Below are 14366 nucleotides of genomic sequence, written 5' to 3'. Positions count from 1 at the left end.
ACCGCCATGCCCGCCGCCCAGAATGCCCCGATCACCCAAGACCTGCACACCATCCCGCGCAAACTGCCAGAGGGGGGCAAAACCAATATCATCGGCCTGACCCGTGATCAGTTGCGCGCGGCGCTGATCGCTGCCGGCTGCCCCGAAAAGCAGGCCAAAATGCGCGTGGGCCAGATTTGGCAATGGGTCTATTTCTTTGGCCTGCGTGATTTCGCGCAAATGACCAACCTCTCCAAGGATTTCCGCGCCCTGCTGGCCGAAAAATTCGAACTTGCCCTGCCCGAGGTCGTCACCCGCCAGATCTCCAGCGATGGCACCCGCAAATACCTTGTCCGCATCACCGGCGGCCATGAGGTAGAGGTGGTCTATATCCCCGAAACCGATCGCGGCACGCTGTGCATCAGCAGCCAGGTCGGCTGCACCCTCACCTGCTCTTTTTGCCACACCGGCACGCAAAAACTGGTGCGCAACCTGACAGCGGGCGAAATTGTCGGCCAGGTCATGCTGGCCCGTGATGATCTGGATGAATGGCCGGTCAAAGGTGCCTCCAACGCCGACCCGGCAGCGCGGCTTGTGTCAAACGTGGTGCTGATGGGCATGGGCGAGCCGCTTTACAATTTTGAGAACGTGCGTGATGCGATGACCATCGTTATGGATGGCGAAGGCATCGCCCTTGGCCGCCGCCGCATTACCTTGTCAACCAGCGGTGTCGTGCCCGAAATCGCCCGCACCGCGCAGGAAATCGGCTGCCTGCTGGCCGTCAGCTTCCACGCCACGACAGATGAGGTCCGTGACCAACTGGTGCCGATCAACAAGAAATGGAACATCGCAACCCTGCTGGATGCCCTGCGCGATTACCCCGGCCTGACCAATTCCGAACGTATCACCTTTGAATATGTCATGCTGGACGGTGTCAACGACAGCAAGGAAGACGCCCACCGCCTTGTAGAATTGCTGCGCGGCATCCCCGCCAAGGTCAACCTGATCCCCTTCAACGAATGGCCCGGCGCGCCCTACAAACGCTCATCGGGCAACCGCATCCACGCCTTCGCCGACATCATCAACGCCGCTGGCTATGCCTCTCCGATCCGTAAACCAAGGGGCGAAGATATCATGGCCGCTTGTGGGCAATTGAAATCCGCGACCGAACGGGCCCGCAAATCGCGCAAAGACAGTGCCGAAGGTACTGGGCTGGCCGGATAATCAGCGCTGCTGCCTGCGGTTGACCGGGGGCAGCAGCGGCGAAACGCCCGCCAGATTGCGCAAGACCGGCCCAGACCCTACCCTTTTGCGTTGAAAAAATCGCTGATCTTTTGTGCCAGGGCCTCTGAAATGCCGCCTACGGCCATCAGATCGGGAATGGCCGCGCGCGAGACCGCCTTGGCAGAGCCGAAATGCGCCAGCAGGGCGCGCTTGCGGGCCGCGCCTACGCCCGGAATATCATCCAGCGGGGTGGCAGAAACGGCCTTGGCCCGTTTTGCCCGATGCGCACCAATCGCCCAGCGGTGCGCCTCATCGCGCAGGCGTTGCACGAAATACAGCACCGGGTCATTCATCCGCAGCGCAAACGGGCGCTGGCCGGTGCGGTGAAATTCCTCTTTGCCGTGATCGCGGTCTACGCCTTTGGCAACACCAATCATGGCAATATCATCGACGCCAAGTTCCGACAGGATGCTTTCGACTGCCGAAACCTGCCCTGCCCCGCCGTCGATCAGCAGCAGGTCTGGCCACATATCGGTTTTTCGCTCGGGGTCTTCTTTCAGCAGGCGTTCAAAGCGGCGGGTCAGAACCTCTTTCATCATGCCGAAATCATCAGAATTCGCCCCCGCAGCCGATTTGATCGTGAACTTGCGGTACTGCGATTTAAGGAAACCATCCGCCCCCGCCACGATCATGCCGCCCACGGCATTGCTGCCCTGAATATGCGAGTTGTCGAAAACCTCAATCCGTTTGGGTGGCCCGTCAAGATCAAACGCCTCGGCCAGCCCTGCCAGCAGCTTGTTCTGGGTGGCAGATTCCGACATTTTGCGCGCAAGGCTTTCGCGCGCATTGCGGGCGGCGTTTTCCACCAGCTCGGCCTTTTCGCCGCGCTGCGGCACCGCGATTTCAACTTTGCGGCCGGCGCGGTCGCTAAGCGCCTGCGTCACAAGGTCTGCATTATCAACGGCATGTGACAGCAGCAGCAAGCGCGGCGGTTCCTTGTCATCGTAAAACTGGGTAAGGAACGCTTCCAATATCTCGGGCTCCTCGGCATCTGCCGGGGTGCGGGGGTAGAAATCGCGGTTGCCCCAGGATTGATTGGCGCGGATAAAGAAAACCTGCACGCAGGCTTGGCCGTTTTCCAGATGCAATGCGACCACATCAGCCTCAAACACCGATGCCGGATTTATGCCCTGCACCGATTGCACCTGGGTCAGCGCCTTGATCCGGTCCCGCAAGGCGGCGGCGCGCTCAAACTCCAGCTCATCCGAGGCTTTGGCCATTTCAGCGGCCAGATTGGCTTGGACAGCGGTGGTCTTACCTTCAAGAAAGCGTTTGGAATCAGCGACAAGATTGGCGTAATCAGCCTCGGATATCTTGCCGACGCAGGGGCCGGCACAGCGTTTGATCTGAAATTGCAGGCAAGGTCTGCTGCGGCCAGCAAACATCGCATCTGAACAGTTGCGCAGCAAAAAGACGCGCTGAAGCTGATTCAGCGTTCGGTTCACGGCCCCGGCGCTGGCAAAGGGGCCGAAATAATGCCCAGCCTCGGACCGCTTGCCGCGATGTTTTTTAAGCATCGGAAACGGGTGATCTGTTGGAATAAGGATATTTGGAAAGCTTTTGTCATCGCGCAGCAACACATTGTAGCGCGGTTTCAACTGCTTGATCAGGTTTTGTTCCAGCAGCAGCGCCTCGGTTTCGGTGCGCGTCGTCAGAAACATCATCGAAGCGGTTTCCGAGATCATCCGCGCGATGCGGCCCGAATGACCCGAAGGGCGGGCGTAATTGGATACCCGGTTGCGCAGACTACGGGCCTTGCCGACATAAAGCACCTCGGACGCGGCATTCAGCATCCGATAGACGCCCGGCGACCCATCCAGAGATTTCAGATAGGCCTGAATGACGCCATGCCCGGTTGGGGTTTCACTGCCAATCTGCGTCACGTTCCAGCTTTCCTATAAGAGACATCAATTCCCTGCCTGGCTGCAATGTTGCCAAGCCGAGGGCAATAGCAAACCTATCCCCGGTTTCTGTGGATAACTCTGTTAGGAATATTCCGCCAGCGTGGAATTTCCCTTGTATTTGGCCCTTTTCGCAGCCGTGCCTAAAAAAGAGGCACTTCCCTAAGTAGCTGTTTTTTAATGAAATTATTTTTAACACGTGGCAAGCAACTGAAATAGCAGGAGAAAATATATCATATTGGTAACGAATCTGCTGGCGGTGTACAACTTGTCGCAGGTCAAGCGAAATGACTACTCCACACCCAGGATATCGGCGGTTTTCCACCCCAGATGCTGGCCACCGTCAACGCATAAAAGCTGCCCGGTGACGGCCGGGGCATCAAGAAAATACCCAAGGGCCGCCGTAACATCCGCAGGGTTTGCACCGCGTTTCAAGATAGTGTTGGCGCGTTGCCCGGTGAAATGCTGCACCGATTGGCGGGCGCCGATCATGGTCGGGCCTGGCCCGATGGCGTTGACCCTTATTGCAGGGGCCAGCGCTTGGGCTGCGGTTTGGGTCAGCGCCCAGAGCCCCATTTTGGCAAGCGTGTAGGTCATGAATTCCGGCGTCAGTTTGCGGACCCGTTGATCCAGCATGTTGACGATCAGCGACGGGGCAAAAGGCTCCTCTGCGGCATCCATGCTGGCGGGCAAAGCCTGGGCGGCGAAACCCTGGGTCAGCACGAAAGGCGCGCGCAGGTTGGAACCAAAATGCCGATCCCAACTGGCGCGGGTGGCCGTATGCAAGGTGTCATAATCAAAAATAGAGGCATTGTTGACCAGCACCGTCAGCGGGCCATCCAGCGCGGCAGTCGCGCGCGGCACCAGTGTTTCGGTTTGCGCATCCTCCAGCAGGTCGGCTTGCAAGGCTACGGCGTGGCGCCCCATTGCAATGATCTCGGCGACCAGACTGGCGGCATCCTGGGCCGATGTCGCGTAATGGACGGCGATATCATGCCCGCGCCCGGCCAGATACAGCGCCATGGCGCGGCCCAGACGTCGGCCTGCCCCGGTGATCAGCGCACGGGCCACCTCAGGCCACCAATGACACGGTATAGGCGACATAGGCCGCGACAAAGGCGATCCCCACAGCGCGGGTGATATGGTGGCGCATCATGATGAAGGGGATCAGCAGCAACGCGGCAGCCGCCATGACCCATAGATCAGAGTGCAACATGGATTGTGGTACCGGAATGGAGCCAACAAAACCCGCCACGCCGATAATACCCAGCAGGTTGAACACGTTAGAGCCAATTACATTGCCCATCGCGACATCGGCCTGTTTCTTGAACGCGGCAATTACCGAAGTGGCAAGTTCGGGTAGCGAGGTGCCAACGGCAACCAAAGTCAGCCCGATCACGGTTTCTGAAATGCCGAAGACGCGCGCGATATTGGACGCGCCATCCACCAGAAAATCTGCGCCAAAGGGCAGGCCGATCAGGCCCACGATCAAGAAGCCGATGATTTTCCACCAAGGCGCCGAAGGGTCTGCCCCCTCCAGATCATCCAGTTTTGCCCCATTGCGATGCCTGTAGGCTGTGCGGATATTATCGAGGATCATCAGGGCCAGCCCGATCAGCAATATAGCGGCATGCCACCAGGTGATCGGTCCCAAAAAGCACAGGCCGATGAACAGGGCTGTGGCGGCCAGCATGGTCAGATAACCGCGCGTCACGCCCAGATCACTGGAATGGATGGTGGAAATAATGGCCGGGATGCCCAGCACCAGCAAGATGTTGGCGATGTTGGAGCCGACGACATTGCCCAAAGCGATGCCCGGTGCATTATCCAGAACCGCGCTAACCGATACCAGCATTTCAGGCGCCGACGTGCCAAATGCCACAACCGTCAGGCCCACGATCAACGGCGGAATACCCAAACGCAGGCTAAGGTTGACCGACCCTCGGACCAAGGCATCGCCAGCCAGAACAAGCAACACAAGGCCAATGCCCACATACATTACATCCATCAGCATCGGGCAGGATTATCCTTTGTTACGCGGGGTTTGGCTGCATTCACAGCCTTTGGAGCCAATGATGTGACGGCCACATTTAAGGCACAAAGCGGGGCGGTTTTTGCCACCGCGCCGCAGGTTTTTAGGCGCGATCTTGCCAAGCCAGCCCAGTTTGCCGAACATCGCCAGCACGAGGATAACCACCAGAAAAAGGGTGACGAATTTGATCACGTCAAAGCCCGTAGCGCGACCAGAGCGCGCGCTCCTCAACCTCGGCCGCTGCCCCGGCAACCATGCCAGAGGCAAGGCTACCCGCGCTGACGCCGAAGCGTTGCAAAAAGGATCTGCGTTCACCAATCAGCCGCAACGCAACCCGATTGCCATAAAGCGCCTGCATCTTGGGCACCAGATGCGCCACCCCATCGGCAAGCCCAACATCCACTGCCCCCTGCCCGACCCAGATATCGGCGTTGAACAGGTCGGTTCCAGTCGCAAGACGCCGCCCGCGCCGAGATTTCACATGGGCGATAAACGCCTCATGGATCGGCTCTTGCAAGGCTTTCAGCCGCGCGACATCCTCGGGTTTTTCGGGCAGAAACGGGTCGGCCAGCGATTTTGAGGTGCCAGCAGTATGCACACGGCGTTCCACCCCGTGTTTGGCCATCAGCCCCGGAAAGCCAAAGCTGGAAAAAATCACACCGATAGAGCCAACAAGAGAACTGTTATCCACCCAGATATTATCGGCAGCGCAGGCCAGCCAATACCCCCCCGAGGCGGCAACATCCTCGACAAAGGCATGGACGGGGATGTTTTTCTCATCGGCCAGGCGGCGGATGCGGGCGGCGATCAGACTGGATTGCACCGCCGAACCGCCGGGCGAATTGATGACCAGCGCCACAGCTGCGGGCTTGCCGCGTGCAAAGGCGCGCTCGATCTGCGGGGCCAATGCGGCATCGCTGAGCGAAGGGCTGAAACGATTGCCACCGCCAATGCTGCCGCAAAGGCGGATCACCGGAACGAAGGGCGGTTTGTTGAGAAAGGGAATAAATTTACGCATGGGCCTGATGTAAGCTGCGCAGGCGCAAGGGACAAGGAGCCGCAAGCGTTTGCGCGTTGATTTCTTGCGCGGCACAGCAATTTATTGCGCCGGCCACGGTCAAGGATTGGGGGCAAAAACGGCGCGAAAAGCGGGCAACCAGCATTGATGCGATGCGCGGGCGTGCCCAGACACCTGGCATTTTCCTGCATAAACCTATTTACGGCCAAGTTGACATAATGGGCCAATTACAAAGCACAAACACCTGAAATGCTTGGACCTCTTGGTTTGCGCTTGATCCTGGTCTTCTTTAACCTGAGCCGCATCAATTACCCAAATCGAACACCGCACCAGCCAAAAGCGCAACAATGGCGGTTTGGTTTATATACCCGGTCACTTCCTGGCCGCGGGCCTTTTGAAAGCGGCGAATGGCGCGGCGGGTCTTTTCATCAAAAACCCCATCAGCGGGGCCGGGGTCAAAGCCAAGGCTCGCCAGCCGCGTTTCGATCAATTTGCGCGTGACCGGATTCAGCCCAAGCCCGTCTTCGGTGGTCTGAGCAGCGGCGCGATTGCTGTCACCGCCCTCGGCGGCGTCTTGGGCAGCCGCAACGCGGGCCTTTGCCTCGGCTACAAATGCGCCTTGGGGAAACTGGTCAAGATAGGCGGTATAGCTGCCGATATCATTATCCTTCTCGGCCTGCGCCCATGCCGCCCGATCTTGGGCGGCAGCGGCGTTTTGACGCTTCAAGTCAAACACTTGCAAGCGGTTTGCCGCAATATCGGCGTAAAGCCCATCGGGAAACTGGCGCAGATAGGTGCGCAAGCCGTCTTCTTCGCCCGAGGCACCGCTACGGTCCCAAAAACTGCGGTCCTCGCGGTCTAGCTGGGCCTGACGCGCTGCGGCTTCAGCCTCCAGCTCTGCTGCGCGGCGGTCGGCGGCGGCAGACAGGCGTTGCAGCTCTACCGCCGATAGATAGCCGCTGGCCGGGGCGTTTTGTGCTTTTTGCCAGGCAATTATCGCAGAACGGCTGCCCCGGCCGAAAATCCCGTCAATGCCGCGGGTGTCAAAGCCCAATAACGTAAGCTGGCGCTGAACCGCGCGGCGCTGTTCGCGATCAAGTTTCAGCGCGTCTTCGGCCTGCTGGGCCAACAGGGTCGGATCATTACGCAGGCGCGACAGCTCGGCCCGCGCGGTGGCGGCGTTAAGACCACTGGGATGCGCATCGACATAGGCTTGATAGGCCGCAATGCTGCCCAGCTTTTGCGCTGCGGCCCAGTCCTTGGCCTCGGCGGCTTGAATGGCCGCCCGGGCCTTTGCAGCGCCATCGTCAGTGATGGCCCCGGGGCTGCCTGTCGCGGCGGTGCGAAAAGCAAGGCCTTGCGGCAGGTAGCCCGCCGCCGTCATCCCCTTGGCCGCGCCAAGCATCTGGGCAAGGCTTTGGCCGCGCGTGACCAAGCCGGTCAGCGCGAAACGTGACAGATCAGCGGTGCCGCCCTGCACCACGGCCACACCTTGCGGAATATCAAAACGGCCAAGCCCGGCAGAAAGCCCGCGCCCCAATGCCAATCGGTTGCCATCAGTGCCAAGCATCACCAATGCGCGCCCCGGTGCCATGCCCGCCAGTTCAAACACTGTGGCAAGGTTGATTGCCACCGCACCAATGCTGACAAGGTTCAGCCCGGTCGTATCACCGGAATTGGGGGCAAGAAACCACGTTTGGCCTGACGAATGTACAAAGTCACCGGCGAGCATGATGACAAGCGTATCGGTGGGCCCAAGATCGCGCAAAATGCGGTCAAGGCGACTGCGAAGCGCGGCCGTTGCAAGATTGCTGCCGTCAAGCGTGGTAAAACCCGCCCCGTTCAGCGCGCGAGAAATCCGGTTGACCTCGGTTGCGACGGCCACTGTGCTGGCGGGATCAACAGGATCATTGCCGATGATCAGTGACCGATCCTCGGCCCAAAGCGGGGCCACGCCAAGGGCAAGGGCCAAAACAATTGCAACCGAATTTCCACGCATGACAGCCCCTTCACAATTTCCAGACCACGGCCTGAACCGCCTGGGGCTGCTGCCTGGTCGTGGTGGCGCAGGTTTGTGATACCCTTGCCGTCATTCGGCAGCGTCCCCGGCGGTACATGCCCTACCTTACCACGAAAGCTGAGCGTTTCGAGTACGGTTCGTTACTATAACGCAGGATTGACCGCTCTGGTTTCATTCGTGAGCGTCCTTTCATCAATCTCGCAGTTACGGGTGGCGAAAATCCGCGCAGGGGCCGCTTCGGGAGGCGCGGTGACACCGGGCGCAGCCCTGAGTTTTTTCTGGATCACCGGTTGGATCACATCCCTGTCAGGCGTGATCCGATCGGTGATCCGGCTCCTCTTTTCGGGGCTTTTTTTGCATGAATACGCGCCTTGCCGGGGCCGCCATGATCTTGGCAGGTGGAATTGAAAGCCCGGCCAAAACGGGCAAGCCAAATTCGACCACCCGCGCCACCGCCAGCAGGCAAAACGGTATTTTTCAACCCTGACCGCAGGCGCCGATGGATTTACCCTTCGGATAGAGGGTGATGGCGGCTTCGTGAATGGCCACGGCATTCCTCACGCCCCAGCCAGACAGGATTGCATGGTCCGGCTTGTCGCGGCGATTTTGCAACCAGTGCGTTTTTTGTTTCTGGCCCGATACTTCACCCGGAAGCTGAAGCAATTCAAGCCCGTGTATTTTGGACAGCCGCTCAGGCGTGCAGATCGCTTCTTTGCCATCAGCCGAGGTGTGAAACGTGCTTGTGGCCCCGATCTTGAACGCGCTCGTGATGTGCTGGGGCAGTGATGTTCAAATGCAGTGCCTGTTGCCGCGGGGGACGGGGGCTGTCTGCCCCCGAAGTCACTTTGCAAGGCAAAGTGACACCCCCGAGGATATTTCTGCCGAACAGAAAGTGAGGGGACCCATTAACCGCTTACGATTGTCAGAAAATGGTTTTGAATGGTTGTAGCGCGGCCAATCAGGGTTGCGCCAATGGCATAGCCCGGAACATTTTGGGTAAAGCGGGCGGTGAAGGTGTTTTCTGCAAATACGATCTGCAAGGCGTCAAAATCCAGCAGCGTTCTGGATCGGGCATATTGCGCCTTATAGGCAGCCTCTTTGGCCGAAAAGATCAGTTTTGCAAGGAAGGGCGCGTTTGGGTTGCCGGCAAGCACGGCCTGCTCTTCGGGGCGCAAGACTACATCCCACAGATCGGGGCTCAGGGGGGTTGCGGGTTCCAGATCAACCCCGACAAGGTTTGCTGTATGGGTCACCGCCACAAGGCAAAGCGTAGCGCTGTGGGTGATGGAGCCTGTCAGACCGGGCGGCCAGATGGGCGCGCGATCTGGGCCCATCGGAAGCGCGGTGGCGGGATGCCCGAGTTGGTGCAGGGCGGCGCGGGCGGCGCTGCGGCCAGCGGCAAATTCACGCTGGCGTGTTAGCACCGCATTGGGCAGCGTTTCACCGGGCCAAGCAATTTGTGCAACCGCCATTGGGTCGGCGGTTGCGACCGCCACAGTGGCGGGCAGCATTGCCCGCGCAGCCGTTGCAAGGGCTGCAAGGGCTGCAAGGGCTGGCATCAGCTTGCCGCCTGCCCTGCCCGCATCTGGCGGCGGCGCGCCATGGCATCGGCGCGCGCATTCGCCCGGTCATTGTTTTCTGCCGGCTCTGGGGTGGGGGCCGCTTGTGCCGCACCGCTTAGCTTTTCAATGTGTGCAGCAAGGGTTTCAAGTACCGGAAAGCGGAAAATATCGGTGATCGAAAGCTTTGCAACCCCGAGATCGGCGCGGATTTCACGATGTGCCTGAACCGCCAGCAAGGAGTGGCCGCCAAGGCCAAAGAAGCTGTCTTTTGCGCCCACTTTTGGCACGCCAAGCACGCGCGACCAGATGGCGGCCAGTTGTTCGGCCACGCCGATTGGGGCGACATAGCTTGCCGTTTGGGGTGCAGATGCCGCATTTGGGGCGGGCAGCGCCTTGCGGTCAACCTTGCGGTTTGGGGTCAGCGGAAAGCTGTCCAGCGCAACGAAATGCTGCGGGATCATATGGGCGGGAAGGGCAGCCGCCAAAGCCGGACGCAGGGCAAATTCGCGGGCGGTGCCGCGCAGATAGGCGACAAGGCGCAGATCGCCGGGGCTATCTTCGCGTGCCAGAACAACGGCTTGGGCCACGCCGGGCTGCGCCTCCAGCAGGGTTTCAATCTCGCCCAGCTCTATCCGGTAGCCGCGCAGTTTGACCTGATGGTCGGCGCGGCCAAGAAAGTCGAGCTTGCCATCGGGCCGCCAGCGCACCAGATCGCCGGTGCCATAGATCCGGCCAGCATGGAACGGGTTGTCGCGGAAGCGTTCGGCGGTCAGATCATCTTGCTGCCAATAGCCGCGCGCCACCCCGTCGCCGCCAATCCACAACTCACCCGCCACGCCCAAAGGCACCGGGTTCAGCGCGGCGTCGAGCACATAGGCCTGGGTATTGGCAATCGGCGTGCCGATGCTGGCCACGCCCTGCCCTGCCACAGCGGTTTCGGTGGTGGACCAGATCGTGGTTTCGGTGGGGCCATACATGTTTTCAATACGCGCAGTTGTGGCGGTGTTCAGGTCTGCGACCAGCGCAGAGGGCAGCGCCTCACCGCCCAGCATCAGGGTTTTCACGCCGGCCAAGGCTGCGCGGCTGTCATCATTCATCGCGATCATGCGCGCCATCGAGGGCGTGCATTGCAGATGCGTGACCTTGTGGCGGATCAATTGAGCGGCGATGGAAAAATCATGCGCCTCGGGGCCGGCCTGGTTGGAACGGCGCAGCACCTCGGCCAGGGGGTAAAGCCCCTCCATCACGGTTTCAGAGGCGATGCCGTAGTCGATCAGGCAGGCCACCTCGGTCACGCCGATTTTTTTCAGCGACTCAACGCGGGCAAGGCAATCATCAACGGTGCCGAACAGGCCCGAATCCTCAAAGTAGCGATTGAAAGCGAAATCGAGGATCGCCTCGACCTCTTCGCCAGACAGCGTTTCCAGATCAATCTGCATCGGGTTTTCAACACCAACAGGCTTTTTGAACGCCGGAAAGGCCCAGGCACATTGTTTGATCAGCCCCGCAGCCGACCCCATATATGCCTTCATCGGCCCGCGTGCGATGGTGCGGGCCAATTCGCGATCCCGCGAAATATAGGTGTGCAGCATCAGGGTGACGGTAAAATCGGCGGGGTCATGGCCCGCGCCGCGCAAGGCGTCGTGATAGATTTTGATCCGTTCGCCCACATCCTCGATCGACTGGCCCAAAAGATGGGTCAGCACATGCGCGCCAATCTCACCCGCCTCGCGCCAGGTTGCGGGGTTGCCTGCGATGGTCACCCAGACCGGCAATTCGCGCGAGACGGGGCGGGGTTGCGTGATGATCTTGTGGGTGCCGGTGGCCGTTGGAAATTCAACCTCTTCGCCGCGCCAAAGGCGGCGCACCTGCTCTATGCCGTCAAACATCGCCTTGCGGTTGTTGGGCGGGGTGTTTTCGGGGCGCAGCAAAAAGTCATCGGGTTGCCAGCCCGAGGCAAGGCCAATCCCGGCGCGGCCATTGGTCAGGTTGTCAATCACCGCCCATTCTTCGGCAACGCGGGCCGGATGGTGCAGCGGCAACACACAAGAGCCGGAGCGCACACCGATGTTTTTCGTCACCGCCGCAACGGCAGCCCCTGTGACCGAGGGGTTCGGATAGGGGCCGCCGAAAGCATGGAAATGGCGTTCGGGCGTCCAGACCGCGCAAAAGCCATGGGTATCGGCGAATTTCGCACCTTCCAGCAGCATTTCGTATTTCTTGGGGCCCGCGCCATCATCATTGCCCCAGTAATACAACGAAAATTCCATGCCTTTTGATGATGTGATGGTGCCCGACGACACCAAGGCGCGGTTTTCATCCGACGACAGCACAAGTTTGAAACCGCGCGCCAGCGTCCAGAACAATTCCAGCACCGAAATATCGAAGGACAGCGAGGTGACGGCCAGCCAGACCGAGCCGGTGGCGTGGTCAATGCGATCATCCATCCCGGCAAAGAAATTCGCGACGTTGCGATGTTCCACCATCACGCCCTTGGGCCGCCCGGTAGAGCCGGAAGTGTAGATCATATAGGCCAGATCGGCTGATGTGACGCCGCTGTCGGGGGTTTGGTCGCTTGCCTGTGCGATGCGGGGGTCGGTATCAATACACAGGGTTTGGGCATTGCCGCTGGGCAGATCATCGGCCAGCCGGCTTTGCGTGACAATGACCGGCGCAGCGCTGTCTTTCACAAACAGCGCGATGCGGTCGGCGGGATAGGCCGGGTCCATCGGCACATAGGCGCCGCCCGCTTTCAAGATCGCCAGCGCGCCGATCAGCAGGTCAAGCGAGCGGGTGGCGCACAGCCCGACCAGCGTGCCGGGTGTCACGCCCATTTCCATCAGCACATGGGCGGCACGGTTCGCGCGCTGGTTCAACTGGGCATAGGTCAGGGTTTTAGCCTCAAACACCACAGCCGGGGCATCTGGGGTTTTGGCCGCTTGCGCCTCAAAGGCACGATGCACCGTCAGGCTGCGGTCATAGTCTTTGGCGGTATCATTCCAGCGATGCACCATCAGGTCACGCTCGGCCTGCGGAATGATCGGCAAATCGGCACAAGGCGTTTGCGCCGCCGCATCGCCAGCCACATCGGCCAGGCCTGCCGCCAAAGTGGCAAGGCGGGCGGCAAAAGCTGCGGCATCCCTGGCGCTGATACGCGCCTTGTCGAAATGCAAAGCATCTGGCGTAAGGGTCATCACCGTATCAGCAACGGGCCCATCGTCTGACAGCGCGATTGCCGGGGTTTTCAAAGCCGCAAGTGCAGGGTCGCGGCGGGGCAAATCGACAGCGAAACCCGCGCTGGCCTTGGCCTTTGCCCAAGCGGCGGCAAAGGCGGTTTCAGCCTGTGCCACTGTGCCGCCCACATCCAGATGCAGCGGCGACCAGCCCGACAGATACGGCGATTGCTGCGGGCTTTTGACAGCCAGATCAACCGCACCTTGCCCCAAGGCCCGCGCCACGCCCAGCGCATTGGCAAAATGGCTGGTCGTGGCAAGCGGCAGGCTTTGCCACTGCGCCGCGCCGGATTTAAGCTGCGGCAGGTCCAGCGGCATTATCCGCGCAAGTGCGCGACGCATGGCAGCTTCTGTTGGGGCGGCGGCGGCGATGGCATCGGTAATCGCTTGGGCCGCGTCACCGGGGCTTGGCAAATGGCGAAGGTTCAGGGATTTCGGGCACAGGACTGCGCCGTCCAGATCCGTCAACCCAGACAAATGCACCGCCCCTGTCGCGCAGGTCACGACAAGCCCCGCCTCGCTGGCTTCGGTCACCGTTCCCGGCACGCCCTCACCCGCGGGCAATACCGCAGCCTTTGCAACCAACACCAAACGGCCTGCGACATCAAGTTTGGGCAGGGCCAGCGGGTTGGCATAGCTGCCATGATCAAGCCCGCGCACCAAGGCCGCGACCTGCTCGGCGCTTTGCGTGAAATCCAGCCGCGCGGCAGCCGCGGGGCGGTCGCTGCGGTGATATTCGGACCGCAAGGTCAGGTCTTGCGCCACCCCCGGCGCGTTGCCTTCCAATGCGGTCAATACGGCGAGAAAACTGTCAATCGCGGCGGAAAAGCACTTGGTGTTCAGCGTCAGCGCGGTATCATCTGCAGCGATATCAAACAGGCGTTGCTCCAGGATCGCGCCCGCATCAACGCCCGCCACCATGCGGTGCCATGTGATACCGTGCTGCGTCTCGCCGTTCAGAATGGCCCAGACCGGCGCGTTCAGCCCCGCATAGCGCGGCAAGGGGCCATCGTGGAAATTCACCGCCTGATCGGCCAGGGCCAGAACCGCCTCGGGGATCACTGTCAGGTTGGCAATCGACAAAAGCCAATCCGCGCGCACGCCGCCCAGCCGCGCTGCCATATCAACGCCCGGCATCTCTACCCGCACACCCTTGCCTTGCGCCCAAGCGCGCACATCTTGGTTGTGCGTGACCAGCGCCGTCAGGGTATGGCCGCGATCCAGCAGCGCCTCGGCGCATTGGATGGTCAGAGAGTCATTGCCGATAATCAAGGCGCTGGACATGTCACACTCCTTCCCGCCACGCGGGGATTACGGTTTGGCCCGCCACGCGGGGG

Annotated in this window: 10 protein-coding genes; 1 reads left to right on the top strand and 9 read right to left on the bottom strand. The window is 60.5% G+C overall.

Features of this window, described 5'->3' with window-relative positions:
* Positions 1 to 6 precede the first annotated feature (6 nt).
* Positions 7 to 1203, top strand: a complete 1197-nt coding sequence (gene rlmN / locus VDP61_RS05385; protein WP_323005914.1) for a 23S rRNA (adenine(2503)-C(2))-methyltransferase RlmN — start codon at positions 7 to 9, stop codon at positions 1201 to 1203.
* A 77-nt stretch (positions 1204 to 1280) separates the two neighbouring features.
* Here the strand turns inward: rlmN and uvrC are convergent, their stop codons facing one another.
* From uvrC to VDP61_RS05340, 9 genes are all read right to left on the bottom strand, one after another.
* Positions 1281 to 3146, bottom strand: coding sequence for an excinuclease ABC subunit UvrC (gene uvrC, locus VDP61_RS05380; RefSeq protein WP_323005913.1), 1866 nt, complete (start codon positions 3144 to 3146; stop codon positions 1281 to 1283).
* Positions 3147 to 3455: 309 nt separating this feature from the next.
* Positions 3456 to 4235 (bottom strand): SDR family oxidoreductase, encoded by a 780-nt coding sequence (locus VDP61_RS05375; protein ID WP_323005912.1) that lies wholly within the window; start codon positions 4233 to 4235, stop codon positions 3456 to 3458.
* Position 4236: 1 nt separating this feature from the next.
* Positions 4237 to 5178: a calcium/sodium antiporter gene (locus tag VDP61_RS05370; protein WP_323005911.1), complete on the bottom strand. Its 942-nt coding sequence runs from the start codon at positions 5176 to 5178 to the stop codon at positions 4237 to 4239.
* A 9-nt stretch (positions 5179 to 5187) separates the two neighbouring features.
* A complete protein-coding gene (locus VDP61_RS05365; RefSeq protein WP_323005910.1) occupies positions 5188 to 5388 on the bottom strand; it encodes a hypothetical protein in 201 nt (66 codons plus the stop codon).
* Position 5389: 1 nt separating this feature from the next.
* Positions 5390 to 6214 (bottom strand): S49 family peptidase, encoded by an 825-nt coding sequence (locus VDP61_RS05360; RefSeq protein WP_323005909.1) that lies wholly within the window; start codon positions 6212 to 6214, stop codon positions 5390 to 5392.
* A 304-nt stretch (positions 6215 to 6518) separates the two neighbouring features.
* On the bottom strand, positions 6519 to 8213 hold the full coding sequence (locus VDP61_RS05355; protein WP_323005908.1) for a peptidoglycan-binding domain-containing protein: 1695 nt from the start codon (positions 8211 to 8213) through the stop codon (positions 6519 to 6521).
* Positions 8214 to 8711: 498 nt separating this feature from the next.
* Positions 8712 to 8897, bottom strand: coding sequence for a hypothetical protein (locus tag VDP61_RS05350; RefSeq protein ID WP_323005907.1), 186 nt, complete (start codon positions 8895 to 8897; stop codon positions 8712 to 8714).
* Positions 8898 to 9139: 242 nt separating this feature from the next.
* The gene (locus VDP61_RS05345; protein WP_323005906.1) at positions 9140 to 9793 is read right to left on the bottom strand and encodes a 4'-phosphopantetheinyl transferase family protein; all 654 of its coding nucleotides are present in this window, start codon (positions 9791 to 9793) and stop codon (positions 9140 to 9142) included.
* Positions 9793 to 14313, bottom strand: a complete 4521-nt coding sequence (locus tag VDP61_RS05340) for a MupA/Atu3671 family FMN-dependent luciferase-like monooxygenase (RefSeq protein ID WP_323005905.1) — start codon at positions 14311 to 14313, stop codon at positions 9793 to 9795. The genes VDP61_RS05345 and VDP61_RS05340 overlap by 1 nt, the downstream gene beginning before the upstream one ends.
* Positions 14314 to 14366 lie beyond the last annotated feature (53 nt).

The sequence above is a fragment of the Pseudorhodobacter sp. genome, from assembly GCF_034675685.1.
Classification (GTDB): Bacteria; Pseudomonadota; Alphaproteobacteria; order Rhodobacterales; family Rhodobacteraceae; genus Pseudorhodobacter.
The sequence above is the reverse complement of the archived record's forward strand: the minus strand, read 5'-3'. Positions and strand labels throughout refer to the sequence as shown.